22 protein-coding genes and 2 pseudogenes are annotated in these 24,631 nt (G+C 63.5%); 15 read left to right on the top strand and 9 right to left on the bottom strand.

Annotated elements, in window-relative coordinates:
• The first annotated feature begins 4 nt into the window (after positions 1–4).
• Positions 5–1,291 carry a CapA family protein gene (locus H4W27_RS07290; RefSeq protein ID WP_192595339.1) on the top strand — a complete coding sequence of 429 codons (1,287 nt, stop codon included), beginning with the start codon at positions 5–7 and terminating at the stop codon, positions 1,289–1,291.
• Between the two features lie 15 nt (positions 1,292–1,306).
• Here H4W27_RS07290 and lexA read toward each other — a convergent pair whose 3' ends face one another.
• Positions 1,307–2,026, bottom strand: a complete 720-nt coding sequence (gene lexA / locus H4W27_RS07285) for a transcriptional repressor LexA (RefSeq protein ID WP_192595338.1) — start codon at positions 2,024–2,026, stop codon at positions 1,307–1,309.
• 206 nt (positions 2,027–2,232) lie between these two features.
• Between lexA and H4W27_RS07280 the strand changes: the two genes are divergently transcribed.
• The 6 genes from H4W27_RS07280 (at position 2,233) to H4W27_RS07255 (ending at position 6,899) form a co-directional block, all read left to right on the top strand.
• On the top strand, positions 2,233–2,625 hold the full coding sequence (locus H4W27_RS07280; RefSeq protein WP_192595337.1) for a LysM peptidoglycan-binding domain-containing protein: 393 nt from the start codon (positions 2,233–2,235) through the stop codon (positions 2,623–2,625).
• Between the two features lie 38 nt (positions 2,626–2,663).
• Positions 2,664–3,803, top strand: coding sequence for a histidinol-phosphate transaminase (locus H4W27_RS07275; RefSeq protein WP_192595336.1), 1,140 nt, complete (start codon positions 2,664–2,666; stop codon positions 3,801–3,803).
• A 39-nt stretch (positions 3,804–3,842) separates the two neighbouring features.
• Positions 3,843–4,460 carry an imidazoleglycerol-phosphate dehydratase HisB gene (gene hisB, locus H4W27_RS07270; RefSeq protein WP_192595335.1) on the top strand — a complete coding sequence of 206 codons (618 nt, stop codon included), beginning with the start codon at positions 3,843–3,845 and terminating at the stop codon, positions 4,458–4,460.
• Entirely contained in the window at positions 4,457–5,098 is a 642-nt protein-coding gene (gene hisH / locus H4W27_RS07265; protein WP_192595334.1) for an imidazole glycerol phosphate synthase subunit HisH, read from the top strand. The genes hisB and hisH overlap by 4 nt, the downstream gene beginning before the upstream one ends.
• A gap of 80 nt (positions 5,099–5,178) precedes the next feature.
• Positions 5,179–5,937 (top strand): bifunctional 1-(5-phosphoribosyl)-5-((5-phosphoribosylamino)methylideneamino)imidazole-4-carboxamide isomerase/phosphoribosylanthranilate isomerase PriA, encoded by a 759-nt coding sequence (gene priA, locus H4W27_RS07260; RefSeq protein ID WP_192595333.1) that lies wholly within the window; start codon positions 5,179–5,181, stop codon positions 5,935–5,937.
• A complete protein-coding gene (locus tag H4W27_RS07255) occupies positions 5,934–6,899 on the top strand; it encodes an SseB family protein (RefSeq protein ID WP_192595332.1) in 966 nt (321 codons plus the stop codon). Before priA ends, H4W27_RS07255 begins: the two co-directional genes overlap by 4 nt.
• 14 nt (positions 6,900–6,913) lie before the next feature.
• Here H4W27_RS07255 and H4W27_RS07250 read toward each other — a convergent pair whose 3' ends face one another.
• The 3 genes from H4W27_RS07250 to H4W27_RS07240 form a co-directional block, all read right to left on the bottom strand.
• Positions 6,914–7,426, bottom strand: a complete 513-nt coding sequence (locus H4W27_RS07250; RefSeq protein ID WP_225939040.1) for a MarR family winged helix-turn-helix transcriptional regulator — start codon at positions 7,424–7,426, stop codon at positions 6,914–6,916.
• 53 nt (positions 7,427–7,479) lie between these two features.
• Entirely contained in the window at positions 7,480–8,109 is a 630-nt protein-coding gene (locus tag H4W27_RS07245; RefSeq protein WP_192595331.1) for a PepSY domain-containing protein, read from the bottom strand.
• Between the two features lie 120 nt (positions 8,110–8,229).
• Positions 8,230–11,490, bottom strand: a complete 3,261-nt coding sequence (locus H4W27_RS07240; RefSeq protein WP_318782212.1) for an FtsK/SpoIIIE domain-containing protein — start codon at positions 11,488–11,490, stop codon at positions 8,230–8,232.
• Between the two features lie 924 nt (positions 11,491–12,414).
• Here H4W27_RS07240 and H4W27_RS07235 point away from each other — a divergent pair.
• A pseudogene (locus H4W27_RS07235) lies at positions 12,415–12,816 on the top strand (CpaF family protein); the annotation flags it as partial.
• A gap of 36 nt (positions 12,817–12,852) precedes the next feature.
• Entirely contained in the window at positions 12,853–14,301 is a 1,449-nt protein-coding gene (locus tag H4W27_RS07230; protein WP_192595328.1) for a recombinase family protein, read from the top strand.
• 71 nt (positions 14,302–14,372) lie between these two features.
• On the opposite strand, the gene H4W27_RS07225 is transcribed toward H4W27_RS07230, so the two are convergent.
• The 5 genes from H4W27_RS07225 to H4W27_RS07205 form a co-directional block, all read right to left on the bottom strand.
• Positions 14,373–15,641 (bottom strand): plasmid recombination protein, encoded by a 1,269-nt coding sequence (locus H4W27_RS07225; RefSeq protein ID WP_192595327.1) that lies wholly within the window; start codon positions 15,639–15,641, stop codon positions 14,373–14,375.
• A 221-nt stretch (positions 15,642–15,862) separates the two neighbouring features.
• Positions 15,863–16,210 carry a hypothetical protein gene (locus tag H4W27_RS07220; protein ID WP_192595326.1) on the bottom strand — a complete coding sequence of 116 codons (348 nt, stop codon included), beginning with the start codon at positions 16,208–16,210 and terminating at the stop codon, positions 15,863–15,865.
• 196 nt (positions 16,211–16,406) lie between these two features.
• A complete protein-coding gene (locus H4W27_RS07215) occupies positions 16,407–18,161 on the bottom strand; it encodes a Rep family protein (protein ID WP_192595325.1) in 1,755 nt (584 codons plus the stop codon).
• 758 nt (positions 18,162–18,919) lie between these two features.
• Positions 18,920–19,870, bottom strand: a complete 951-nt coding sequence (locus tag H4W27_RS07210; RefSeq protein WP_192595324.1) for a hypothetical protein — start codon at positions 19,868–19,870, stop codon at positions 18,920–18,922.
• Between the two features lie 11 nt (positions 19,871–19,881).
• Positions 19,882–20,382: a hypothetical protein gene (locus tag H4W27_RS07205; protein WP_192595323.1), complete on the bottom strand. Its 501-nt coding sequence runs from the start codon at positions 20,380–20,382 to the stop codon at positions 19,882–19,884.
• 476 nt (positions 20,383–20,858) lie between these two features.
• Here H4W27_RS07205 and H4W27_RS07200 point away from each other — a divergent pair.
• The 6 genes and pseudogenes from H4W27_RS07200 to H4W27_RS07175 all read left to right on the top strand — a co-directional run.
• Positions 20,859–21,707 (top strand): annotated as a pseudogene (locus H4W27_RS07200) (CpaF family protein); the annotation flags it as partial.
• Positions 21,704–22,564: a type II secretion system F family protein gene (locus H4W27_RS07195; protein WP_192595322.1), complete on the top strand. Its 861-nt coding sequence runs from the start codon at positions 21,704–21,706 to the stop codon at positions 22,562–22,564. The pseudogene H4W27_RS07200 and the gene H4W27_RS07195, both read left to right, overlap by 4 nt.
• Complete coding sequence (locus tag H4W27_RS07190) at positions 22,561–23,505, top strand: type II secretion system F family protein (protein ID WP_192595321.1); 945 nt, start codon at positions 22,561–22,563, stop codon at positions 23,503–23,505. The genes H4W27_RS07195 and H4W27_RS07190 overlap by 4 nt, the downstream gene beginning before the upstream one ends.
• Before the next feature lie 81 nt (positions 23,506–23,586).
• Positions 23,587–23,781: a hypothetical protein gene (locus H4W27_RS07185; protein WP_192595320.1), complete on the top strand. Its 195-nt coding sequence runs from the start codon at positions 23,587–23,589 to the stop codon at positions 23,779–23,781.
• The gene (locus H4W27_RS07180; RefSeq protein WP_192595319.1) at positions 23,753–24,181 is read left to right on the top strand and encodes a TadE/TadG family type IV pilus assembly protein; all 429 of its coding nucleotides are present in this window, start codon (positions 23,753–23,755) and stop codon (positions 24,179–24,181) included. The genes H4W27_RS07185 and H4W27_RS07180 overlap by 29 nt, the downstream gene beginning before the upstream one ends.
• Complete coding sequence (locus H4W27_RS07175; RefSeq protein ID WP_192595318.1) at positions 24,168–24,626, top strand: hypothetical protein; 459 nt, start codon at positions 24,168–24,170, stop codon at positions 24,624–24,626. Before H4W27_RS07180 ends, H4W27_RS07175 begins: the two co-directional genes overlap by 14 nt.
• Positions 24,627–24,631: the final 5 nt, after the last annotated feature.

Genomic DNA, 24,631 nt, shown 5'->3' with positions numbered 1-24,631 from the left:
GGTGATGTCCACACCGAGAGGCACCTCAGGCTCAGGATCCCTCGCTCTCCTCGTGGGGCTGGCCGCCGCGCTCGTCCTGTCCGGCTGCGGTGACGGCGCTGGTGATGACAGTGGTGGTCATGACGGGGCCGGTGGGGCCGAGACCGGTGAGACCGACCAGGCGGAGACCCGAGAACCCCAGGCGGATGAGTTCACCATCGCCGGCACGGGGGATGTGCTCGTCCACGACAATGTCATCGACGAGGCGGCCGCGCTGGCCGAGGACGAGGACTACACGTTCGCGCCGCTGATGGCCGGAGTCGAGGATCTCATCAGCGGCGCTGATCTTGCTCTGTGTGGACTGGAGTCACCGATCGCTCCGGACGGTGTGGAGCCGGTCGGGTATCCGGTCTTCGCCGCCCCGCCGGAGCTCCCCGCAGATCTCGCCTCCGTGGGCTTCGACGGCTGCTCCACGGCCAACAATCATTCCTTCGACCAGGGAGCGGCCGGGCAGGAGCGCACGCTCGACGTCCTCGACGAGGCCGGCCTGGGACACGCGGGGACGGCCCGCATCGAAGCAGAAGCCGCCCAGCCCCAGCTGTACACCCTCGAGCGCGGCGGACGAGAGGTGACCGTGGCGCATGTGGCCACCACCAGGATCCACAATCAGGCACACCCGCCTCCGGAGGACGAGCCCTGGCGGGTCGCCGATGTCACTGCCGAGGGCCTCACCGAGCAGGCGGCCCAGGCGCGTGAGGACGGCGCCGACGTCGTCGTCGCCTCTGTCCACTGGGGCGGGGAGTATCTCCACCAGCCCACGGAGGAGCAGCGCACCTACGGCGAGCAGCTGGCTGCCGGCGGCGAGATCGACGCGGTGTTCGGCAGCCACTCCCACACTCCCCAGCCCGTGGAGAACCTCGAGGGAGGTCCGACGGGCGAGGGCATGTGGGTGGCCTGGTCCATGGGCAACTTCCTCTCCAATCAGGACGAGGCCTGCTGCATCGCCGAAACTGCCAGCGGGACAGTGGTCTACGCGACCGTGGGGGTCGACGACGACGGCGCTGCGGTCACCGCCATGGAATGGCTGCCGGTCACCGTGGATCGGGGCCCGACTGATGATGAGCCGCACCGGGGGATCTGGCCGCTGCGGGACCTGGCCGAGGGGAACATTCCGCCCGCTGTGGAACTCAGTGAGGAGACAGTTGAGGACCGGTGGTCGCGGGTCCTGGAGGTCATGACCAAGCGCGAGCTCCGTGATGAGCCGCCCTCACCCACCGGCGAGGACCCTGCTGTGGTGCCCCGCAGGGACTAGCAGTGCTCAGCCGGTTCAGAGGCTGCGCAGCACGGTGACGACCTTGCCCATGATCGTGGACTCATCGCCGAGAATCGGCTCATACTGCCGGTTCTGCGGAAGCAGCCAGACGTGGCCGTCACGGCGCTTCAGGGTCTTCACCGTGGCCTCGTCCTCGAGCAGAGCGGCGACGATGTCACCGTTCTCCGCCGTGCTCTGGCGCCGCACCACGACCCAGTCGCCCTCGAAGATCCCGGCCTCGATCATGGAATCGCCCCGCACCTGAAGCATGAAGAGCTCGCCCTCGCCGGTGAGCTGCCGGGGCAGCGGCATGATGTCCTCGACCTGCTGGTCCGCGAGGATCGGTCCACCCGCCGCGATCTGGCCGACCACGGGGATCTCCGAGATGCGGCTGTCTGACTGCGTCCGATAACCCTGCAGGTCGATGACCGAGTCGCGGTCAGCGGAGCCCGGCTCCACAGCAGGTTCATCCAGCAGCAGCCTCCCCGCCGAGTCTCGCAGCACCTCCATCGCACGCGGCCTGCCGGGCACCCGCATGATGTAGCCGAGCTCCTGCAGGCGGGCCAGCTGGTGGGTCACCGAGGACAGCGACGCCAGCCCACAGGCATCACCGATCTCCCGCATCGAGGGCGGGTAGCTCCGCTCCGCGAGGGACTCCTGGATGACGTCGACGATCTGGCGCTGCCGATCCGTCAGCCGCGGCGCCGTGGATGTGCCCTTGGTCTCTTGCGCCATTGGTGCCTCCTGGTTGCGTCACCATCCATGTCAGACCCTGCTGATGGACTGTTCACGGTGAGATTCGGATCGAAGATCACTTCGAACTTGGCGCTCAGGTTACGCGAAACCGTAGAGATATTCCATTGATTCCGCGGCGAGTCTGGCCAAGCTTCGAAAGTATGTGCTAGAAATAGAACACACGTTCGAATGAAAGGTTCTTCCCCATGCATACTGCACACCTTGCACTCGCACCTCGTGTCCCCGCACCCCGTGCCTCCGCCTCACCCTCCGCAGAAGGCTCCGCCCTGCACCTGACCCGTCGCGGACGCTTCCTGCTCCTCGGTCTCCCCACCCTCGCCGCCCTGGCCTTCCTGCTGCTGGGAGCGCTGATGCTGGCGACGTCCCTGATGAACCAGGCGCAGGCCTCCTCGGGCGCGGCGCCCGGCGTCGAGGCCCAGGTCGTCACCGTCGGGGCCGGGGACACGCTCTGGAGCGTGGCCAACGCCGTGGACTCCGAGGAGCGCACCCAGGTGCTGATCGGGCAGATCGCTGAGCTCAATGACCTGGACTCCTCACAGCTGGAACCCGGCCAGGAGCTCTTCGTCCCGGTCGACTGACCACCGAGCACCCGCCGGGGCGTGACTAGAATGTAGCGGTGACTTCATCCGCGTCCAGGAACCTGTCCCGCCTCCCGCTGCGTGAGGAGCTCAGGGGCCAAGAGCCCTACGGAGCTCCGCAGCTCGCCGTGAAGGCCATGCTCAACGTCAACGAGACCACCTATGACGTTCCTGAAGATGTTGTCGATGCCATCGCCAAAGAGGTCCGTGCCGCCGCAGCCGTGCTCAACAGGTACCCAGACCGTGAGTTCTCCACGCTGCGAGACAAGCTCGCCGACTACCTGAACCGGGATCTGGCCTCCGAGGGCGAACCCGCCGAGCTGACGGCAGAGCACATCTGGGCCGCCAACGGCTCCAACGAGATCATGCAGCACATCCTGCAGGCCTTCGCCGGTCCGGGCCGTTCGGTCCTGGCCTTTCCTCCGACCTATTCGATGTACCCGCTCTACGCCCGGGGCACCTACAGCGAATACACCCCCGGCACGCGCGCCGCCGACTTCATCCAGACTCCTGACGACGTGGCCGCCCAGATCCGTGAGCACCGCCCGAACGTCGTCATCCTCTGCTCGCCGAACAATCCCACCGGCACGGCGCTGACCTTGGAGACCGTGGAGGCCGCCTATGCGGCGGGGGAAGACTCTCAGACCATGGTCGTGGTGGACGAGGCCTATGGGGAGTTCCGCCAGACCGGCACAGGATCCGCCCTGGCCCTGCTGCCCGGACGGGAGCGGCTCATCGTCTCGCGGACCATGAGCAAGGCCTTCGCGCTGGCGGGAGGACGGCTGGGCTACCTCGCCGCCGCCCCTGAGGTCACCGACGCGATGCGACTGGTCCGCCTGCCCTATCACCTCTCTGCGGTCACTCAGGCGACCGCCGTCGCGGCGCTGGACCATTCGTCGACCCTGATGGCCAATGTGGAGCGGATCAAGGCACAGCGCGACCGCATCGTCACCGCCTTGGAGCAGATGGGTCTGCGCCCGGCCCCCTCCGATGCGAACTTTGTGTTCTTCGGCGGACTCACCGATGAGAAGGCGGCCTGGCAGCACCTGCTCGACGAGGGCATCCTCATCCGCGACGTCGGCATCCCCGGGCACCTGCGGGTCACTGCGGGCACCGAGGAGGAGACCACCGAGTTCCTCGCCTCGCTGCAGCGCTTCACCTCCAGCGCCACCGCGTAGAATAGGACGTCGGCGTACCCCCACCACCGAGCAGGAGCTATGGGAGCAGAACTGATCTCCGGGCGCATCGCCCAGATGGAACGTGTCACCAGCGAGTCCAGCGTCAAGGTCCGGATGGATCTGGACGGCACTGGAGCCTCCACGATCAACACCGGCGTGCCGTTCTATGACCACATGCTCACCGCGCTGTCCAAGCACTCCTTGATCGACCTGGACGTCGAAGCCTCCGGGGACACGCACATCGATGTGCACCACACGGTGGAGGACACCGCCATCGTCCTGGGCGAGGTGCTTCGCGCCGCGCTGGGGGACAAGCGAGGCATTCGCCGTTTCGGCGATGCCACCATCCCGCTGGACGAGGCGCTGGCACAGGCGGTGGTCGACGTCTCCGGTCGTCCCTACCTGGTGCACTCCGGCGAGCCCGAGGGCCAGCAGTATCACCTGATCGGGGGACACTTCACCGGCTCCATGACCCGGCACGTCTTCGAGGCGATCACCTACCACTCCGGGATCTGCCTGCACATGACCCTGCTCGGCGGTCGCGACCCGCACCACATCGTGGAGGCCCAGTTCAAGGCCTTCGCCCGTGCCCTGCGCCAGGCCGTGGAGTCCGACCCGCGCACCGACGAGATCCCCTCCACCAAAGGTGCCCTGTGAGCGGCAGGCCAGACGTCGTCGTCCTGGACTACGGCTCGGGCAACATCCACTCGGCGGTCCGAGCGCTCGAGCGCGCCGGCGCGGATGTGACGCTGACCCGCGACACCGATGCCGTGCTCAACGCGTCCGGACTCGTGGTGCCCGGCGTGGGCGCCTTCGCCGCAGTGATGTCGGCCCTGCGCGAGATCGACGGTCCCCGCTGGATCGGGCGCCGGATCGCCGGCTCGCGTCCTGTGCTCGGGATCTGCGTGGGACACCAGGTCATGTTCGAACGCGGCGTGGAGCACGGCATCCCCGCAGACGGCCTGGGGGAGTGGCCTGGAGAGGTCACCGCCCTGCCCGAGGACGCTGTGGTCCCACACATGGGCTGGAACACCGTGCGCCCTCCGCAAGACAGCGTGCTCTTCGAGGGACTGAAGGATGAACGCTTCTACTTCGTGCACTCCTACGCCGTGCAGTCCTGGGACTTCGACCAGAGCATCGAATCGATGAACCCGCCGAAGGTGACCTGGAGCCACCACGGCACGGACTTCATCGCCGCCGTGGAGAACGGGCCGCTCGCGGCCACCCAGTTCCACCCCGAGAAGTCCGGCGACGCCGGGATGCAGCTGCTGCGCAACTGGATCCTCAGCCTCTGACCGTCTTCGGCGCGCACCGGCACGGACGCGCCCTGCACCGGACCTCCTGACCACCTGACCCATCAGCCGAAAGAAGATCCATGACTGACGCTCCCGCCTCCTCCACCGTTCCCGCGCTGGAGCTCCTGCCCGCCGTCGACGTGGCCGACGGTCAGGCCGTCCGCCTGGTGCAGGGAGAGGCCGGATCAGAGACCGGCTACGGCGACCCGCTGGAAGCCGCACTGAACTGGCAGCAGCAGGGCGCCGAATGGATCCACCTGGTGGACCTCGACGCCGCCTTCGGCCGCGGCGACAACCGCGACATCATGGCCCGCGTGGTCAAGGAGCTCGGCGTGAAGATCGAACTCTCCGGCGGCATCCGCGACGACGAGTCCCTGGACCGCGCCCTGGAGCTCGGCGCCACGCGGGTGAACCTGGGCACCGCCGCCCTGGAGGACCCGGAATGGACCGCCCGGGCGATCGAGCGCCACGGTGACGCGATCGCCGTGGGCCTGGATGTGCGCGGCGAGACCCTCGCCGCGCGCGGCTGGACCCGCGAGGGCGGCAACATCTGGGAGGTCCTGCAGCGCCTGGAGGACGCCGGCTGCCCGCGCTATGTGGTCACCGATGTCACCAAGGACGGCACCCTGCGCGGCCCCAACACCGAGCTGCTCGCCCAGGTCTGCGCCAAGACCAAGAAGCCCGTGGTCGCCTCCGGCGGCATCTCCTCCCTGGACGACATCGAGGCACTGGCCAAGATGGTCTCCCTCGGCGTGGAGGGCGCCATCATGGGCAAGGCGCTCTACGCCGGAAAGTTCGCGTTCCCCGATGCGCTGAAGGTGGCCGCAGCCTCCGCATGAGCCAGGAAGACCCCCTCAGCAGAGACTCCGGAGGAAGCCCCGTCGGCAACTCTGAAGCAGACTCCCGGGCCGACTCGGGCAAGGATCTGCCGGGTCATATCGCCGCCCTGCTGCAGCGTCAGGCTCGCGATGACCAGGGCCGCCCCGCGGATTCCGCGGGCGTGGCCTGGGAGGATCGTGACCTCTCCGGCGCGGGCAATCCGCTGCACACCTTCGACGGCGACGACGGCCGAGCTTCCCCGGCGGTCCTCGAAGCCCGTGAACGGCTGCTCGCCGGAGAGCTGGACGAGGCCGGTTTCGTCAATGCCCTGGCTGGGCAGCGACTCTTCGTCCCGGTGCTCGCCGAGCTGGCCGAAGAAGCTGAGGCTTCTCCGTCTGACCCCCACGCGGGTCAGAGCAGCGCCCCGGTGGGGGACAAGCAGGCCGACATCACGCTGATCAGCATCACCAGCCGCGACGGACGCCAGACCATGCCGGTGTTCACCTCCGTGGACGCGCTCACCGCGTGGCATGGGCAGGCGCGGCCCGTGGCCGCCGAGTCCGAACGCGTCATGCTGGCCGCACTGGCTGAGGGTGCTGAACTTGCGGTCCTGGACCCGGGCGCCGACTTCACTTTCGTGCTGCGCAGGCCGGCCGTCCAGGCGCTGGCCCAGGCCGCCCGCTGGCTGCCCTCCTATCAGGACCCCGAACTGGCGGAGGCCCTCGGCGGGATCCTGGATCTGTGCCCCGGGGTGGCCCAGCTGCAGGTCCAGCCCGGCGACGGCGTCAGTTCTGTTACAGCGGATGGCCGCTCGGTGCTCGGCGGGGGAAGTGGCCCTGAGCTGAGCATCGGCGTGGTGCTGGTTCCCGGGGCCGATGACGTCGATGCCCGGCTTGCGCTGGCAAGTGTGCAGGCGGCACTGGCCGATGTTCAGCTGCTGCGCGAGCGTGCCGATTCGGTTCAGGTGAAGCTGGTCCGCTGACCTGAGGTGTTCCGCTAAGCCTGGTCCTCCGCGGTGGCCGTGGCTTTGATCTGGTCGCAGATGAGTTTGAGGGTGCGTGCTTCAGCGTCATCCAGGGCGGGGTGGAAGAGCTGCTTGATGTGCTGACCGTGCAGCCGCGAGGCCTGTTCAAAGACCCGCCGACCCTCCTCGGTGAGCTTCGCGGTCATCCCGCGCCGGTCTTCGGGGTCAGCGAACCGGGTGATCATGCCACGCTTCTCCAGCGACTTGACCTGGTAGGAGAGCCGGGATGGAGAGAAGACCATGCCTTCAGCTAGCTCACCCATGCGCAGCTGGTCACAGTCGGCCTCGGCGAGCAGCAGCATCAGGTTGTAGTCGCTGAGCCTCAGACCTGTGCTGGAGTGCAGTCGCTTCTCCATCCGGTCACTGATGATGGCCGAGGTCTCGAAGAACGCGCGCCACGCCTGGGCCTTGGGCGAGTGCCCCGTCAGATCCTGGCGGCCTCGCTGATCCTGTCCGGTCGCGGTACCGCTGCTGCTCGCCGTCAAGGCGCCACCTGTTCCCTGCCTAGAATGCTGATTCGTGCTCAGCCCATTCTATGTCAGTCATCCACGCGGACCACCTCGCCTGTGGCCACGTCCACGTGGACGTCGGTGTCGTTGTCCAGTTCAATCTCCCAGACGACTGTGTCGTCTTCTTCATCGAGCTCCGCGCCTTCTGGGGTCCCGTCGCCTTCGTCCTCGGCGGTCTGCAGGGCCTCGGAGAAGTCGATCTCCACGGATTCAGCCATGCGCTGGTCATCGGAGTCGACGTCGTCCTCCTCAGTGTTGGAGATCTCGAAGGTCTCGCCGTCCACGTCCAGCTCCCATTCGGAGCTGTCTTCGAAGATCGTGAATTCATAGGTGCTTCCATCGGCGTCCATATCCAGGACGACGGCGTCCGGGTGCTCTTCGGTTACCGCGTCGACTGCCTGGTAGAGCGGGTCGTCCTGGCCGGAGGTGGGAGCGCCGGTGGCCTCCTCGGTGGGGTCTGCCTCTGCCGTGGCCTCCCCGGTGGAGTCCGCCGGGGGTTCATCGGAGGGTTCCGCCTGTACCGTCTCGGTGACGGTGGCCGCGGGCTGTGCCTCATCCTCCTCGGAGTCCATGTCCTCGGAGGCGCAGGAGCTCAGCGCGAGGGCAGAGATCGCGGCGACCGAGAGCAGGGTTGAGGAGTTGTTCCACTGTGAGTCCATGGCGAGATGTCTCCTTGTTCGGGATGAAGATCGGCGATGTTCCATTGGTAGCCCCTGTGTCTCGACGCTCGCTGGAAGGACCCGGTGGAACCGCCGGTGGTGCGACGCAGGCAGCGCACATCAGTGCAGCCACCACTGGATGACCTGAGTGCCCTCGGGTCTGATCCATACGGCGCGTCCAGGGGTGGTGGTGGTGAACACGGGGGTCTGACCGCCGAATACTTCACCCTGAGATCGAGTGGTCGGGCTGAGCAGGAAGTTCGCTGATCCCCCTCGGGCGCGGTACGACCAGGGAAGTCGGGTGTAGATGTTTAAGCTGGGCCGCGCCGTCGCGATCGCCCTGCCTCCCGCGCCGAGCCAAGATTCGACGCGCCCGTGTTCTTCCGGGGAGAGGCGGTCCGCGTCGTCGATCAACAGTATCTCGGAGGTTTCCACCGCAGGGCTGTGGGGCTGCCTCTCGGTTCGGAGATTCTCAAACAGGAGACAGCGCGTCTGCGCCGCGAGCACTCTGAGGGCATTCGTCTTGCCGGTCCCCGCGGAGCCGAGGATGAGACCGAGCTGCCAGCCGTCAACGTCCAGGACCGCTGGCGCATGAGCGAACTGGGTCAGTCCGAGGATCACGGCCGAAGACGCGGGAGCCGGCATGGGGAGCGAGGCGGGCAGGGAAAACACCCGGATCATCTCCGAGTCTGGGACGAGAGCGGGTGCCCCCGTGGCGCGTCGCGACCGTGGTCTCTCCACGTCGCTGACCAGCTGCACCGTTCTTCCCGGTGATCCTTCCTTGGCCTCGAGGAGGACTCCGCGTCCAGGGAGCGGATCGGTGGCGCGAAGCTTGGGCCAGAGGTACTGGGTGTCCTCCGGCACTCCGTAGGGGAGATAGACCTTGCGAGAGATGCGAGAACCGAGTCTGCCGGTGGCAAGCTCACGCCCGCCTGAGACGACCAGGCTGACTCCATGTCCAGCGCCCTCGCCCAGCACGGTGCTCAGTCGATGTTCCAGTCCCTCTGCCCCCGAGAGCTGGCCCACCGCGTGCCATCGTGCATGAGCACTGATGACGATGACCAGGGGAATGTCCTCAGATGCACCGGTGGCGCGGCGCCGCTGGACTGCCTGCTGCACCCGGAGCAGCAGGTGGAGGACCTCGTCGAGATTCTCGTCTGTCAGCCAGGAACCCACCCTGGGGTGCGAGCGAAACTCCGCGAGGGAGTGGTCGCCGTCAAGGAGGTACACGTGGACCTCCTGAGGATGCAACAGCAGCTGTCGGGTCAGCGCCCGGAGCGCATCGGTGCCTCCTGATTCCGGTTCCCCCAGGAGGGCGGTGGCCTGCCCCTCATGCACGTCCAGGTGCAAGGGATGTTGGACTTGGTGTGCGGGCTCATCGACGAGACCGAGCACCACCTCCTGGTGCTCGAGCCTGGCGGGAAGCACCAGCGGCAAAGGGGGACACAACGGCGTGTGAGTTCGACGCCGCCCGTGGATGATCAGGTGTCTCTGCAGGGCCTGGACCAGCGCCGGAGTCGTCTCCCTCGACACGCCAGGAGGGCCGCTGCGGTCACCCTCAGGCCGGATTGCGAGTTCGGCTGAGGTGTCTTGGAGCTGGACCCCTTGGAAGGGCACCGGCTCTTCGCCGGGGCGACGAATGACACCGCGTCCGGGCAGGCCGCGGGGCACATGAGCGGCCTCGGTCGTGCCCACGAGTTCCCGCGATTCTTCTTCGCTGCGCAGCCGCAGACTGATGATCGTGCCGATGTTGGCGCGGATGTCGGCCGTGACCACACCCTGGGGCCGTTGAGTGGAGAGCACCAGGTGCAGACCCAGCGAGCGTCCCAGGGTCGCTAGCCTCATCAGTTCGTCCATAGCGTCTGGCAGCTCGTGTGCGAAGATGCGGAACTCGTCGATGATCACGAGGATCCTCGCGAGGGGGTCGTCGGGCCGGTGCGCACGGTAATCCGGATAATCCGAGGCGGCGGCATCAAGGAAGAGTCGCTCCCGTCGGGAGAGCTCTGATCGGATCGCTTCAAGGGTGCGTTCGGCCTGTGCCTGCGACAGGTCGGTGACCAGTCCCAGGGAGTGCTCCAGCTCAGCAACGCGGTGGAAGGTGGAGCCACCCTTGAAATCGAAGAGGATGAAGTTCAACTCCTCCGGAGCATAACGGGCGGCCCAGCCGAGGATCATGGATTTCAACAGTTCCGACTTCCCTGAGCCTGAGGTCCCTGCGAGGAGGATATGAGGCCCGTCCTCGACGATGTCGAGGGTCTCCTCTGTCTGCGGACCCGCCCCTATCAGGGTCCACAACGATTCATGTGCCCCCAGAGACACCAGTGGTGATGGAAGGGGACGAGTGAACGCACGTGGCAGACCCGTCCGTGCTTGTGATCGACGCTGCGCGAGCAGACCTAGTCGAAGGTGCTCTTCAAGGGTGCGACGAGACAAACCACCTGGTCTCAGATCGGAGGCCAGAACGCGGGAGACCCCGGTTTCGATGCGGCGCAGTTCACGGCGGCGCAGATCCAGTTCCCAGCCGCTAGACTGGGATCGCCCCGCGCTGTGGATGAGTGCGGAGACTGGCTCGTCTGGAGGGTTCACTGTGATGACATGCCACCCCGCAGCGCACGCCGCCGCGGTGAGATCGCGAGGCACTGGCATCGTGCTGATGAGCACCGGAGCCAAGGACCCAGGGTCCATGGAGGCGGAGTCAAGGGACTCGGCGAGACCCGCCCGCGTCGTCCCATGGACCGTCAAGGAGTCGCGCAGCTCCACGAGGTTGACGAAACCCCCACCGTGTCGGCCCGACGGAACATGGTCCTGCCCCCCGGCTCCGAGCACGAGGACCTGGGGCGGGTCGGACGCGAAGCTCTGTGCCAGCTGCACAAGGATCCAGCGCAGCGAACAGAGTTCCTCGTGGTGAGCGCCCCGCACTGTGGTCAGTTCTCCGGCGGCAAGCGAGATCGAGGCCGTCGAGCGAACAGGACAGTGACGGAGGGTCTCTGAGGTGCGCTCGTCAGCCGCGCACTCCAGTTCGGCGTCCATGAGCGCTTCTCCCACGGCTACGACGGCGGCCCCGCGGCCGTGGACGGAAGCGACCGGGTTGCCAGGTCGCGAGCGCGCTCGCAGAAGCCGAACACGGCGTCCCGGGGAACAGAGCGCCTCTGCCCGACGTCGGGACCACCGAGTTCCGGCAGCGGAGACCGCGCGGCGGAATCTGCGCCTCAGCCGCGTCGCATCGATCAGCGCCGCCAGGGCCACCAGCGCAGAGGCAGCGGTGAAGAGCAGAAAGATCCACATGCCGGTGACGAAGACGAGCACAACTCCGATGGCCAGGGGTGCCAGTGACATCAGCATCATGCCGCGATGGCGCCCCTGCGGTGGATTCTCATCCACGGTTTCTGGAGGTATCGGCCAATGAGTGTGCGACCGGGGCGGAGGCGGGCCGTACACGAGTTCCAGCTGTGAGCCGCCGATCCTGACTGTCGTCTCGGCCTCGAGCATATGAGCGGGCGTGCCTGATCGGTGCAGCGTTGTGCTTCTCCCGGTCACCTCGAGCGATGCATGGACGCGTCCCAGCTCAGGGTCGTTGATGCGGATGTCTGCCGTGCCCTGGCGTGGGGTTCCTCGGCCCACTGTGTAGAGACCCCGCCTGAGCTTGACCATCCTCCCTGAATCCGGGCCGTCGCTGATGCAGAGCCGAAGCTCGGAAGGTCTGGCGCGTTCTCGGTGCACCTCTGGATGCCTGGGGTGCAGAACCACGGTCATGCCGGTGTGGATGGCGGATGACTCGGCCTCGTGATCTCGAAGCGGCACCCCGTTCAAAAACGCCGTCCAGCCGATCGAGGCAGCAGTTCCACACCCTGGCCGATCCACCGCGCCTGCCGTGTGCTCCCTGATGATCCAGGCGGTCAATGCTCGATCCAACTGGGCACCGGATGGAGTGGGAACTCCCTCGGCGACAAGCCGCAGCTCGTGCAGGTGGGTCCCCGCCGCGACATGCCGGAGGCGCTGCCAGAGCGACTCCGGCATGGAGCCGGGCGCATGGACCACCGTGCAGGTCACTGGTTCCGATCCCGCAGTGCCCATTCGGTCTCCCTTCGTCTGTACGCGTGTCGGAGTCCGAGTGCGGACTGACCGGTGCCGCTGTGTCCAGAGATTAGAAGCAGGCGATGACGTCCCGTGGGGGACTCGAGGTGGTGTGGAGATCCCAGGCGGGCACAAGGAATTGTCCACAGGAATTGAACAATCTCTGGCGGGCCCCGGCATAGCTGGCTATCGTGATCTCAGCACGCTGGAATCAGGGATGAGGCCGAGCCGGTGGATGCTTTGACGATCGTTGAAGACGAAGTGCGGGAACAGATCCGCCAACGCGGACTTGACCCTGCAGAGAACCCCCATGGCGTCAGAGCTCTCGTCGAAGTCGCCGTGACTCAATACGATCGGCGTTCCATGGTGACCGCCCTGCCTCTCATCGGTCCCGTGGAGAAGGCGGTGAAGCACATCGTCGATGCCGTCGCCGGGTTCGGAGAGCTGCAGCCGCTCCTCGAGGACGCCTCCATAGAGGAGCTGTGGATCAACGGGCCCAGTGAGGTGTTCGTGGCCCGCGAGGGCCGCTCCGAGCTGACTTCGATCACGCTGACCGAATCTCGCATTCGGGATCTCGTTGAACGCATGCTCAAGAGTTCCGGCCGGCGCCTGGACCTGTCTATGCCAGCAATATGACATATGCGGTGGATCGTGTCATACAGTTGCCACATGCCGGAAGTGAGAGCTGCAATTTATGCTCGAATCTCAAGAGATTCGACAGGGGAGAGTCTCGGTGTCGAGCGCCAAGGGCAAGACTGCCGGGCTCTCGCCGCCAGGCTTGGTTGGAATGTATCCGCCGTGTTCGTTGACAACGATGTCAGTGCCCACAGCGGTCGTCGTCGCCCGCAATACGAGGCAATGCTTGGCGCTGTAGAGACAGGACAGATAGACGGCATCCTTGTTTATCACCCTGACCGGCTCCATAGACGGGCCGCAGAACTCGAACGTTTCGTTGATTTCGTAGAGAAGTACGGAGTTGAGATCCAGACGGTCTCGCAAGGCGCGGTCGACCTGACCACCTCCTCCGGCCGGATGGTGGCTCGAATGCTAGGTGCGGCCTCCCAACACGAGGTCGATCGTGCGCGGGAACGCATGATTCGTGCCAAGAAGCAGATGGTCGAGACTGGAAAGTACCGTGGCGGCCCGCGTCCCTATGGGTTCGAGGGGAACGGCATCGTGGTCAGGGACGACGAAGCGGCCGTTATTCGGTACGCCACGACTGCTGTCATTGCTGACCGTACGTTGGCCGCCATTGCGAGGGATTTGAACAGCAAGGGTAAGAGGACCTCGTCGGGCAAAGAGTGGACCTATTCTCGGTTGAAGGAAGTCTTGGTCAGACCACGAAATGCGGGTCTATCCGCACGCGGCACCCCACAGAGGAGGGCGACCAGGGATAGCGGTCGGCGTGAATTTGAGGTTCTAGGTAGAGCCGTCTGGCCTGCCATCGTGGAGGAGAGTGACTGGCGAACAGCGGTTTCCAAGCTCACAGACCCATCGCGCCTGAGGCAGAATGGCAACGATGCGCGCTGGTTGGGAAGTGGTTTGTACAAGTGTGGCAAGTGTGGAAGCAGCATGCGCACGGCCCCCTACGGAGACTCTTCCAAGCCGAAGCAAGAGAGGAAGCACCTCTACCGCTGTACTTCGGCAGCCCACCTAACCATCTCTACAGACAAGACTGATGAGTTTGTTCGAGCCGTCGTTGTTGAGCTGCTGGACGACTCGGATATCGCAGCGCGAATGGAACCAGGGAATCAGGGTCTTGCCAGATACCGGAAACGTCGGGAAGCGCTGCGCATAGACACGCGGCGGCACTTCGACGACTACAAAGCGGGCTACCTCTCCGGACCGGAGTACAACGAGGTTAAGCGCGACGTGGAATCGGAGATGGCTCAGGTCGATGCGCAGATCTCCCGAGCATTGAGCAGTTCAACGACCTCGGCCGTGCTTGCCGCTCAGAACCCTGCGGCGGCGTTTCTGGCGGCCCCGATAGACACCCAGAAGGCCATAGTCCGGGTTCTTATGACTATCGAGATTAAGCCGGTGTCGAAGCGCGGGGCCAGGTGGTCCTCAGAACGGGTGGCGTGCATGCCGATCATCCCAGTTGGGGAATCACAATAGGAGAGATTCGAGTCCGACCACCGTTGTGGGCGAGCAGTAGAACTTCCTGCTGGCGTCTAGATGCCACTTGATTACTCCCTCTGCGCATGGTGGCCATCGCTTGACTCACGCCAGTGGCCGGTCTTTGCGCTTAGTTCAGCTACAGCCTGCTCATAGGACTTCTTGGGCCTGAGTACCTCGTTCGCCTGCTTTTCAAAGCTCTCGGCGTACTTGGCATAGGACCTCTGATACGGCTCGGGGAGCTTCTTCAAGAAGCTCTTCCAAGGTGGCGGGTTCTTCGCCCCTGCAATAGCGGCGTTCCATTCGATCTCGCGTTCGCGCTCGAACTTCTCCAGCGCGAGAAGCTGTTGGCGCACTGCTTCTCGCTGCGAGTTGAGGGCACCCCATTCGCGGGTGAGCTGAGCACGCCCCTCAGTGAGTCCCTGAGCTACTCCGGCCGCGTGACCTTCGTTCTTGGCTTTTGAGCGAGACCTGATCGCTACGGAAAGTTGGTTCTCGGACTCATCGAGGTTGCTACGGGTCTCTGCCTTCATGCTGGCGAGGTCTGAAAGACCACGGGAAAGGTTGTGTTCCCGTTCTTCAAGCGCGACTTCGCGAAGTTCCACAGCCTTCTCACGTTCTTTGAAGTCCTTAAAGTCCTTGAGCTTGCGATGGGGCCGCCCAGCATCGACCCGCACCATAGTGGCGTCGTAACCGGCGTCCTGAAGGCTCTCTCTCATGTCATCATGCATCTGCGCATAGTGAGCCTGAGCAGACTTCTGTCCGTCCTTGCCGCCGAGCTTCTGTTTCATCGAGAGCTTCCCGTCCTCTGTTCCGGGAACGTAGAGCATCTGGATATGCGGGGAAGATTCGTCCCAGTGTTTGGAGTAGCCGATCACGTTCTCAGGTCCGGCGTGCGTGGTGGCTTGTTCGATCATGACGTCCATGAGTCGATCAACTTCTGCCCGCTTCTCCGAGGTCATGTTCTCGGTAGGTCCAGTGAAAGCTGGATCCAACTGCATGACGACATCGACAGCAACGTTGGCATCCTTCCGATGTGCAACGTTGACGACTGAACCGTCCTTGAGCGTGCGAGTGTTCTGCAGTTCAGCCAGACGCTTCTTCATGAAGGCGAGCCACTGCTTGGAGGTGGTGCAGAAGATCATTCGACCCGTCCCATCGTTGACCAACGTTTCATTGAGATGAGTCAGCGCTGGGTTGACCCGGTCGTTGGAGTGCTTGACCTCGACCCCATTGGCCCGGTCTACATCCCGAGCGTGGTGGTTCACCAGGCCCGCAACGTTGTCACTCGTGACACCGTTCCATCGGTAACTCGTTGTCCATCCGGTCACCTCGTGCACCTCTTCCAGTCAAGATTGGTAGTCCTCCACAAGCGGGAACCCTGCGCCCGTTTATGGAGCCTCTACTACTAATCTTACCTGTAAGAGTAACCCAGTACCCTTACGCAAGCGTAAGGCTGGGTCTGGTCCTTCTGACCAGAATACAGGGAAGCCCCCTGCGGTTCTCAGAGCAGGGCTCTGCCTCCGCCGAGGGCCTCCCCTGGAGGGGAGCGGTTCCGCCATCATGGCGAGGCTTCGGATCCGAAGCGTCCGTCCGAAGGAGGCGGCACCAAGGCTCCAGAGTCAGGCGCGGAAGTGTCCGCAGATTCTGCCTCCACGAGTTCAGCAGCAGCCCCGAAAGTGTCCGGCACCGTCGTGCCGATCTCGCGGGCGAGATGCTGCCTCACCCTGTCGGCATCCAGGGCAAGTTTCAGCAGCTCTACAGTCTCAGGCCTCTCAGCGCCTACCGACACCGCGAGCCATACGCCAAGATCCTGGCGTGAGGACAGCAGGGCTTCTTTCTCCTGCTTGACCTGGGCGCGTTTGGCGGCTCGAATCTCGCGATCCAGCTTGCGGCGTTTCTCCTCCATGCTCTCGACGCTCCTATGCATGCCGTGACTCCAAGCCACCATCGCCCAAATCTCCGTCCCGCTCCAATACACACTCGTAGTGCAGGCAGCGTCCCATGTCGCACTCCCAATTGGGCCAGGGTTCTTCGTGCTCGTATTCCAGTTCTTCGGGGTTCTCGGTCATTGTTGTGCTCTCCTTCTTAGTGGGTGCGTGGTCTCAGTAGGGGAAGCTGTGCGGCGTCATCCAGCCTTCCATCACAGTGGGAGGTAGCGACCTGAACCTGATGAGGTCGTCTGCTGGAACGCCGGAGGATTCGGCAGCCGCCGCCTTCGCGGCCTCGATCCGGGCATCCAGGGCAGCTTTGTTCTGCGCCTCTTGGGCTGACTCGAAGGCAGCCAAATCGTCGCCGGTGATGACTGCGATGCTGGGCAGCAGTTCACCCAGGACGTCCTGGGCCGTCCGAGAGGGATTGGGCTGCAGGGCCGCGTGCTGTTGGAGCATTGGGGCGAGCAGCCGTTCGCCTACCAGAGCCCGAGCCGCCTCACGCTCTTCGTCGTCCTCGACACTGTCGAGTGCGCTCATGACTTGCTTCATGCTGGTCTGCATGGTGGCGACCTTCTTGAACGCCCGGAAGTCATCGGTGTCGTCGATGAACCCCTGGTTCACCAAGAGGCTGATGGAGTCCTGTGTGACCTCGAAGACCATGGGGAATCGTCCCCATGCCTGGTTCGGATCCTCTGCTTTGTGCTGGACCCCGGATCTGTCCGTGAACGTCCCAGCCAGACCATCGAGGAAATCCTGGTACGGGGTTACGCGGGTGATGATGTTCACCTCGTGGATCAGCCGCACAGACCCATACTTGATGTTTACGTCGTCAGCGCCCGGGTGGTCATCGAAGACCTGCCACACCCCAGTTCGTCCACCCAGTGCGTCCATGAGGTCGACGGGACTGTAGTCGTCCCAAATGATCACGGGCTGGCCCTTATAGGTCTGAAGCGGGACCCGTTTGTCCTTGGCCTCGTGGTAGCACTCGTCAGCGTCGAAGTCTCTGAATAAACTGCGCGCGAACAGTCGTGCGAGCTGCGTCTTGCCCGTGCGGCCTTTTCTGGCGTTGCCCTTCACGCCGCAGATGTAGTAGTTCGTCCTGCGCCGTGGTGGGGACTGATGCAGCAGGTAGTCGCTACGCGCGTCCTTCAGTAGCGTGCGGTTCCGGTTGTAGAGGGCCAGTTGCTTCCCTGCCTGGGCTTCCGTGCGGATTCCTTTTAGGGTCGCCTCACCCTCCGCGATCCGCTCGACCCACTGGTCGACGGTCTTCTTGTCTTTGTTGCCCTTGCCGCCTGCAGCGCGGTTCTGTTTGTGTTCGTCGAGCTCGGGCCGCCAGTCGAAGTTGGCTGTCACCTCTGAATCGTCGTAGACGTGCTTGCCCTGGTTCACCTGGTTCGGGTTCTCGTGAGTCAGATACTCCACCAGATCGAGAAATGCGGAGGGGGGTTTCGGCTCCACCTGGTTGGGAGGAACACCGAAGGCCTGAGCGATCTGAGCGATAGTGGCAAACGACTTGCGCAGGAGCACGATGTGGAAGTGGTCGGCCTTCGGATGACCTTCCACCGCTCCTTGGATCTTCTTGGCCTCTTTGGCGGTATAAGTGTCTTGGTCGTGCTTAATCCAAGCCCACTTGGTCATGCCCTTCCTGCCGAGGGCCTTCTCGATGGTTTCTTCAGTGAGCAGCGTCCGACCGCTGTCGTGCTTCTCGTTGTTCGTGATGAAGAAGCAGGTGCCACCGTGGTCTTTCGCGTAGGCCCATTTACCACCTTCGGCGTAGGGGTCTTCGTCAGTTCCCACCAGATCGAGAAGCTGCAGTGCTTCTGGCAGAGCCGTACTCGCATCTTTTGAATCGTCGGTTTGGACCGGAAACGAGTGCTCTGACTCCGAAAAACGAGTGGAACGAGTGTCCGCAACGGTGGGGGACACAAGCCCAGTGTCCCCCACCCGACAAGGGGTTTCGTGGCTTCGAGGACTGAAAACGAGTGGAACGAGGGCGTTCTCAGAAGATTCAATCTCGTGGTGGGCCGTGCTTTTCCGATACTCGGGAGGCTTCTCCGCTGGAAGGGGATCGCTCGGGGAAGAAGGCACAGCCATGGATGGGGTCGGTGTGTTCGAATCGATCACCTTGACTCACCACCGAGGTGGGACGAGCTGAGGAGGAAAGCTGCATCGGCTTTTTGCTGGGGTTGGAGCGCGGGAAACGCAGCAGCGACCCGTTTCGCAGCGACATGAATAGGGGTCGTGGCAGACTGGTGAAATTCTCCGGCTGACGCCCTTACCGTGGACGCGGTGAGGTGCTCGGTCTGGCTGCCGAGAAGATGGGAAGTTTGCTGCCCTAGGTCTTGGTCGCAGCTTGATCGTCGGACGGGTGTAGCACTTGCGGGCATAGCTGTTCCTCGAAGGGTTGTACCTTCGAGGGACCTGGAGCCTGTCCATTCAACGGACGTTCACAGAGGCTTCAGCTACGCCGGGCGGCGTTGTCCACTCGTCGAGATTTTTCGGAGCGTCGCCGCTCTAATGTTGAAAGTACTGCGGTCACGCGGCCCGGGGGCGGGTGGCGCTCGATCAACTCGTCTCTACGTTTTAATTTATCGGCTGCCGATGACTATAACACCCGGTTTGGATTTCCGCATACGTTGGCCCCGATGTAGAACCGGGGCCAACGCGGTGGCGCTACCGATCAACTATCTAGCGGCCTTCTTGTCCGCTCGGAAGCCCGTGCTGGTCAGTGAACCAGTGAACAGGTCTTCATTGAGAAGATAGAGCACCTGCGGTACGTCTTCGGTGGTGAGCGTGAGGTTTCCGTCCTCGTCCAAGAGTGTGGAGGGATCCAACTCGTTATCTTCCATTGCGGTTCGCAATGTCTCGGTCGTGACGGAGGCGAGGTGCTCTCTTCGAACGATAGCTTCGAGCCTAGCTTTCAACCGTGAGTCCTTCGAGACTCGCTCTGTGAGGCAGTCACGGCTTGAGCTGGCGAGTGGCACGTGCTCAGCCAACTGGCCGATCCATTCCGGAATCTTCTTGGCCAGGGTCTCTTGGTCTCTAAAGAATGCTGCAAAGACGGTCTGGCTCAGGACCATGACCTTGTCTCGGTGTAAGACGAGGTCGAACCACTCGTCGAACGCAAAAATGGGCTCCTCTAGGGTCTGCAGCGTGTCTGAGAGAACTGAATAAATGCGCCCCCGCTTAAGACCTCGTCTGGGGTTGCTGCGCCGGATGAATACTGTCCTGTCATCTGGTGCCCCAAAGACGAGCGCGTAGAAGCTCACATCTCCAGTGGGTAGGTGCTTCGGGTTGATAGCCTCCAACCTCTCCGCCTGCGACAGAGCATCAAGAAACCTCTTGCCATCGTGGTCACTGGTGAGTCTTGGTGCTTCTCCTACTTCGTCCGCGTCAAGAATGAGGAAGGTCTCGGGAGAAAGGTCGGCGTCTGGGGTCCACTCTGCTGGCTCACGCTCTTTGAGGTCCTCCAGAGTGTTCTTGGCGATTCTTCTAAACTCGGCTGAGACATCGTTCCCAAGAAGAACCTGACGGATCTTCGTGTTCTTGCCGACCGTCCAACCAACGGCCAGGGTTATTGGGGTCGGTGACCCCACATCGAGATCGTTCAAGGACTCGTCGTATCCAACGCTCATGAGACTTCCCATCAGGAATTGCGAACAATATAAGTGTGGTTAGACAGCACGTAACCGTTTTCGTGTGATCCGGGTCTCGGCTTCTTCTTTGAGATTATCGTAACGGAACCTTCGCTTACGGTTGTAGCGTCGTAGATCCTAAATCCGCGGAGAAGAAGTATCGGATTGATGAGGGAAGTCTCGCTTTGCGCCAGAATCAGGCCCACGAAGACTATGAAGACCGCGTATGCGGTGAGGCTCCAGGGGTCGTTGATGGTGACGAACAAGAACGGGAAGACTAGGCTGATCAGGTAGGTCGGCACTTGGATGCTCTCATCCTTCACACCGCTGATGCTCAGCGGGATGGGCTCGACATCCTTCCTTATGCGGATCGCTCTAAACCCCGCGGGGATGAGCAGAAAGCCCACCAAAATTGTGATCGATCCCGCGATCCACGACTCACCTAGGGCCCGGATCCCCACCACGATGACCCCAGGTGCAATCGATGATAAAAACAGCCAAAGTCGAGTCATTAGATTCCATTCTGGACGGGGACTATTCGGCTGAATAGGCGCTGTGCTCTTGTCACTGCATGCTTCACCGAAAGTCCTAGGACTGTTTGCTCGACGACTCCACCTTCGCAGATGTGAGCATGTGGGAGCACGCCTAGAGTCCGGCCGGCACGGATGCTCGGCATGCGTAACCCCTCGTATTGGCTGCGTCCTTTCATGTTCTTATCCTGACACGAACCACTGACATGCAACATGGAGACCTTGGAATCTAATACCGCCGCACGCTGCAGTAAGTACCTCACTCGCCTGACCAGCTCATTGGAGTAAGGGCATAAGTTGCACGATATTGAGGGTCCGAGCGATTGGGATGGTCTTGCCAAGGGCTGAGTGAAATACGCTCCGTTCTCGCGGCATGGGTCACGGGCGTTTCGAGGGTAGGAAGTCCCTGCAGCACCATGCTCTAGGCCCTCAGACCTGTCATCTGTCATTTGTGTGGACTTGACCTGTCCTCTCCGTTCGTTGACGCCACGCTGCCTGACGGTTCACGACTTCACGTGGTCATTCCGGACATCACCAGGCGGCACTGGGCCGTCAACGTCCGTAAGTTCATCTCCCGCGCCAGCAGCCTCGACGACCTCGTCCGCACAGGCTCGTTGAGCGCCGCGGCAGCATCATTCCTGGGCGGTTGTGTGGACAGCGGCATGAACATCCTCGTCTCGGGCGCGACCCAAGCCGGAAAAACCACGATGTTGAACTGTCTATCCACTGCGATCGGACCACGAGAACGTGTCATCACAGTCGAAGAGATCTTTGAGCTTCAGCTGCCCCTGCGCGACGTCGTCGGACTCCAGTGTCGTCAGTCCAACCTCGAAGGGGAGGGAGAGATCCCGCTCAGGAAGCTGGTCAAAGAGGCTCTGCGGATGCGCCCGGATCGGCTGATCGTCGGAGAGGTGAGAGAAGCAGAGAGTCTGGACATGCTGATCGCGCTCAACTCAGGCCTCCCAGGAATGGCGACCGTTCACGCCAACAGCGCCCACGACGCCTTGACCAAGATATGCACCCTCCCCCTTCTCGCCGGGGAGAACATCTCGAGGAGCTTCATACTTCCGACTGTGGCATCCTGCATCGACCTCGTGGTGCACTGCGTTCGGGAACGGGACGGCCGTCGCCACGTGGGGGAGATACTTGCGGTAGGAAGCCGAGTGGAATCGGAGACGATCGAGACCTCGCTGCTGTTCCAGCAGCGGGACGGCGTGCTCCATGTCACGGACTCGGCGGTGTTCGATCTTCCTAAACTCACCCCTGAGGCACACGGCATGCTGCATCGCACCGGGGTGATGGGATGAGCCTGCTGCTGGGACTCGCGCTCGGATTCGGACTGCTGCTGATCTTCTCGTCGTTCTGGCCGCGTCGAGGAAGAGGCACGCCGTCCGGGGTGAGAAGACGGCCTCCGCTGCGCAGACTTCTCGATGAGGCAGGTCACCCGAAGCTCCCCGCCACAGGTGCGGCCACTGCGGTCTGTCTCTGCTTCTCAGTGGCGTTTCTGATCGTCCTGGTACTCACCGCTGCAGTCCCCATCGCCGTGTGTTTCGGCCTGTTCGCAGCGACGACACCCATAGTGGCTCTGCGCTGGCAGGCGGGGAGACGACGCGCCATGCTCCGCGACGTCTGGCCCGATGCGGTGGACCATCTGCGATCCGCGGTGCGCTCCGGCATGTCCCTTCCGGAAGGACTCATTCAGCTCGGGAGGTCAGGTCCGGAGCCGCTCCGAGAACCGTTTGTCGAGTTCGCCAAGGACTACAGGTCAGGACACTCCCTCGGCACGGCACTCGAGCGGCTGAAGCTGCGTCTCGCGGACCCGGTGGGGGACCGGATCATCGTGGCGCTGCAGATCACCCGGGAGGTCGGCGGTTCGGATCTGGGACGGCTGCTGGGCACGCTGGCCGACTTCCTTCGCGAGAACGCCCGTACGCGCAGCGAGCTGGAGGCGCGTCAGTCCTGGACGGTCAATGCCGCCAAACTGGCGGTGGCCACACCCTGGATCGTGGTGCTGCTGCTGGCCCTCCAGGAGGAAGCAGCGCAGGCCTACCAGAATGCCACCGGCATGGCTGTGCTGGGCGGAGGGCTGCTGATATCACTGGTGTGCTACAAGCTGATGCTTCGAATAGGCGCACTGCCGCGGGAAATCCGAGTCCTCGCATGAGTGCGACGGTCACCGGCTGGGCGCTCATCGGCGGACTGATGCTCGGTCTGGGCCTGGTCACTGTATTGCGTGCCCTGCCGGTGGCCAATCAACCCAGCTTCACGACGCGCGTGGCACCCTACCTGCGCTCCACAGACGCTCGCTTCGCGCTCGCCGACACCTCCCGGGAGGGAGCCGTCGCGCTGGGAGCGCTGGGCAGAATCATGGCCCCGGTCGTCGAGCATGTGCTCAGCCAGCTTGACCGGTTCAGTCTGGACACCAGGGAGCTGAGGAAGCGTCTCAGCCAGGCGAATTCCAGCATCGGTCCGAATGAATACCGTCTCCAGCAGCTCGGACTGGGAGTGCTCGGGGCGCTCCTTGGGACTGGGATGAGCCTGATGGGCTTTCTCACCGGGAACTTCAATGCAGCCTTCGCCGTGGTGACCGTTCTTGTCCTGGCCGGTCTGGGAGCCGCGCTCAGGGAGAACCTGCTGACCAGCCAGATCCGTCGCCGCCAGTCCCGCATGCTCACGGAGTTTCCGACGGTGGCGGAGATGATCGCACTTTCAGTCAGCGCAGGAGAGAGCGCCCCCGCGGCTTTTGAACGCGTCGGCCGTCTCGCGCGAGGAGAACTCGCCGCAGAGCTGACTCTGGTGCTCCACCAGACACAGGCCGGAACAGGCTTCACCCCGGCGCTCAAGCACATGTCATCCCGAGTGGGATCAGCACCGATCTCGCGATTTCTTGAAGGCATCATCGTGGCCATGGAGCGCGGCACTCCGCTGGCCGAAGTCATGCACGCACAGGCCCAGGATGTTCGCGAGCTCGCGCGGCGAGAACTGATGGAGACGGCAGGGAAGAAGGAGATCGGCATGCTCGTCCCGTTGGTGTTCGGGGTTCTGCCGCTGACAGTGCTCTTCGCGGTCTATCCGGGGCTCTCGCTGCTCGAGATCGGGATCTGATCTTCCCCGCAGAAGAACTCACAGAAGAACACACAGAAGAACACACGCGCGGTCCCGCGCCACTGGAAGAAGGAGAAGAAGATGAAGGGCACCACAGAACCGGTCCACGGCATGGTCTTGACGTTGCTGCGTCTGGAAGCAGAGGAGCGAGGTGACGTGCCGGGTTGGGTGATGATCACCTTGATGAGTGCCGTTCTCGTGGCAGGCCTGTTGGCGATAGCCCAACCGGCGCTTCAAGGACTGTTCAATGACGCGATCAATCAGGTTTCTCGCTGACTCCTCCGGGCGCTCGTCGGCGGGACGCAGCGATGGCCAGAGGGGAGCGGCCACGGCTGAGTTCGCGATGGTCTCCGCCCTCCTGGTGCTGCTCAGTTTCGCGATCATCCAGCTGACCCTGATGGTGCATGTCCGAAACACCTTGATCGATGCAGCTTCAAGCGGCGCCCGATTCGGGGTGCTTGAGGACAGGACCGCTCAGGATGGAGTCGAACGGACGAACGCTCTGATTGAATCTTCCATCTCCTCCCGCTACGCCGGTGGGGTGAGCTACGAGTACGTGGCGCAGGCGGAGGGTCGAATTCTGAGGATCACCGTGAAGGCACAGGTGCCGGTGCTGGGGATGGTCCCCGGTGTGGGCCAGGTTGAGGTCACCGGAGGTGCCTATGAGTTTGAGTGAACGGCTCCTGCGCCGGCTGGGCTCACCCCATGAGGAGTCAGGCTCGTCCCTGGTGGAGTTCATCATGCTGGCCGTGCTGGTGCTGATCCCGGTGGTCTATCTCATCCTCGGTGTGGCTGCCGTGCAGGCGGCCGCGTATGCCAGTCTCGGGGCATCGGACCAGGCCGCCAAGATGTATGTCCTGGGCGGAGAAGACGTGGCGCCGGGGACGCGCGCCGCGCGGAGTCGCGCTGCCGCCGCCGCTGCACTGGGTGATTTCGGCATCTCCTCCCCGCAGACGACCATCAGCATGTCCTGCCCGCGGGGCAGCTGCGAGGAGGACGGGGACCTCGTGACCTTCACCGTCGAGGTCCGAGTGCCGCTGCCGCTGATCCCTGACATGGGAAGCTGGCGCTCGACTTTGGTCACGGTCTCCTCCACTTCGACTCAAGTCCGGGCCGGTTGAGATGG

Origin of the sequence: Nesterenkonia lutea (genome assembly GCF_014873955.1) — a bacterium.
GTDB lineage: Bacteria > Actinomycetota > Actinomycetes > Actinomycetales > Micrococcaceae > Nesterenkonia > Nesterenkonia lutea.
Note: the sequence above shows the minus strand (reverse complement) of the source record. Positions and strands in the feature narration are given on the sequence as shown.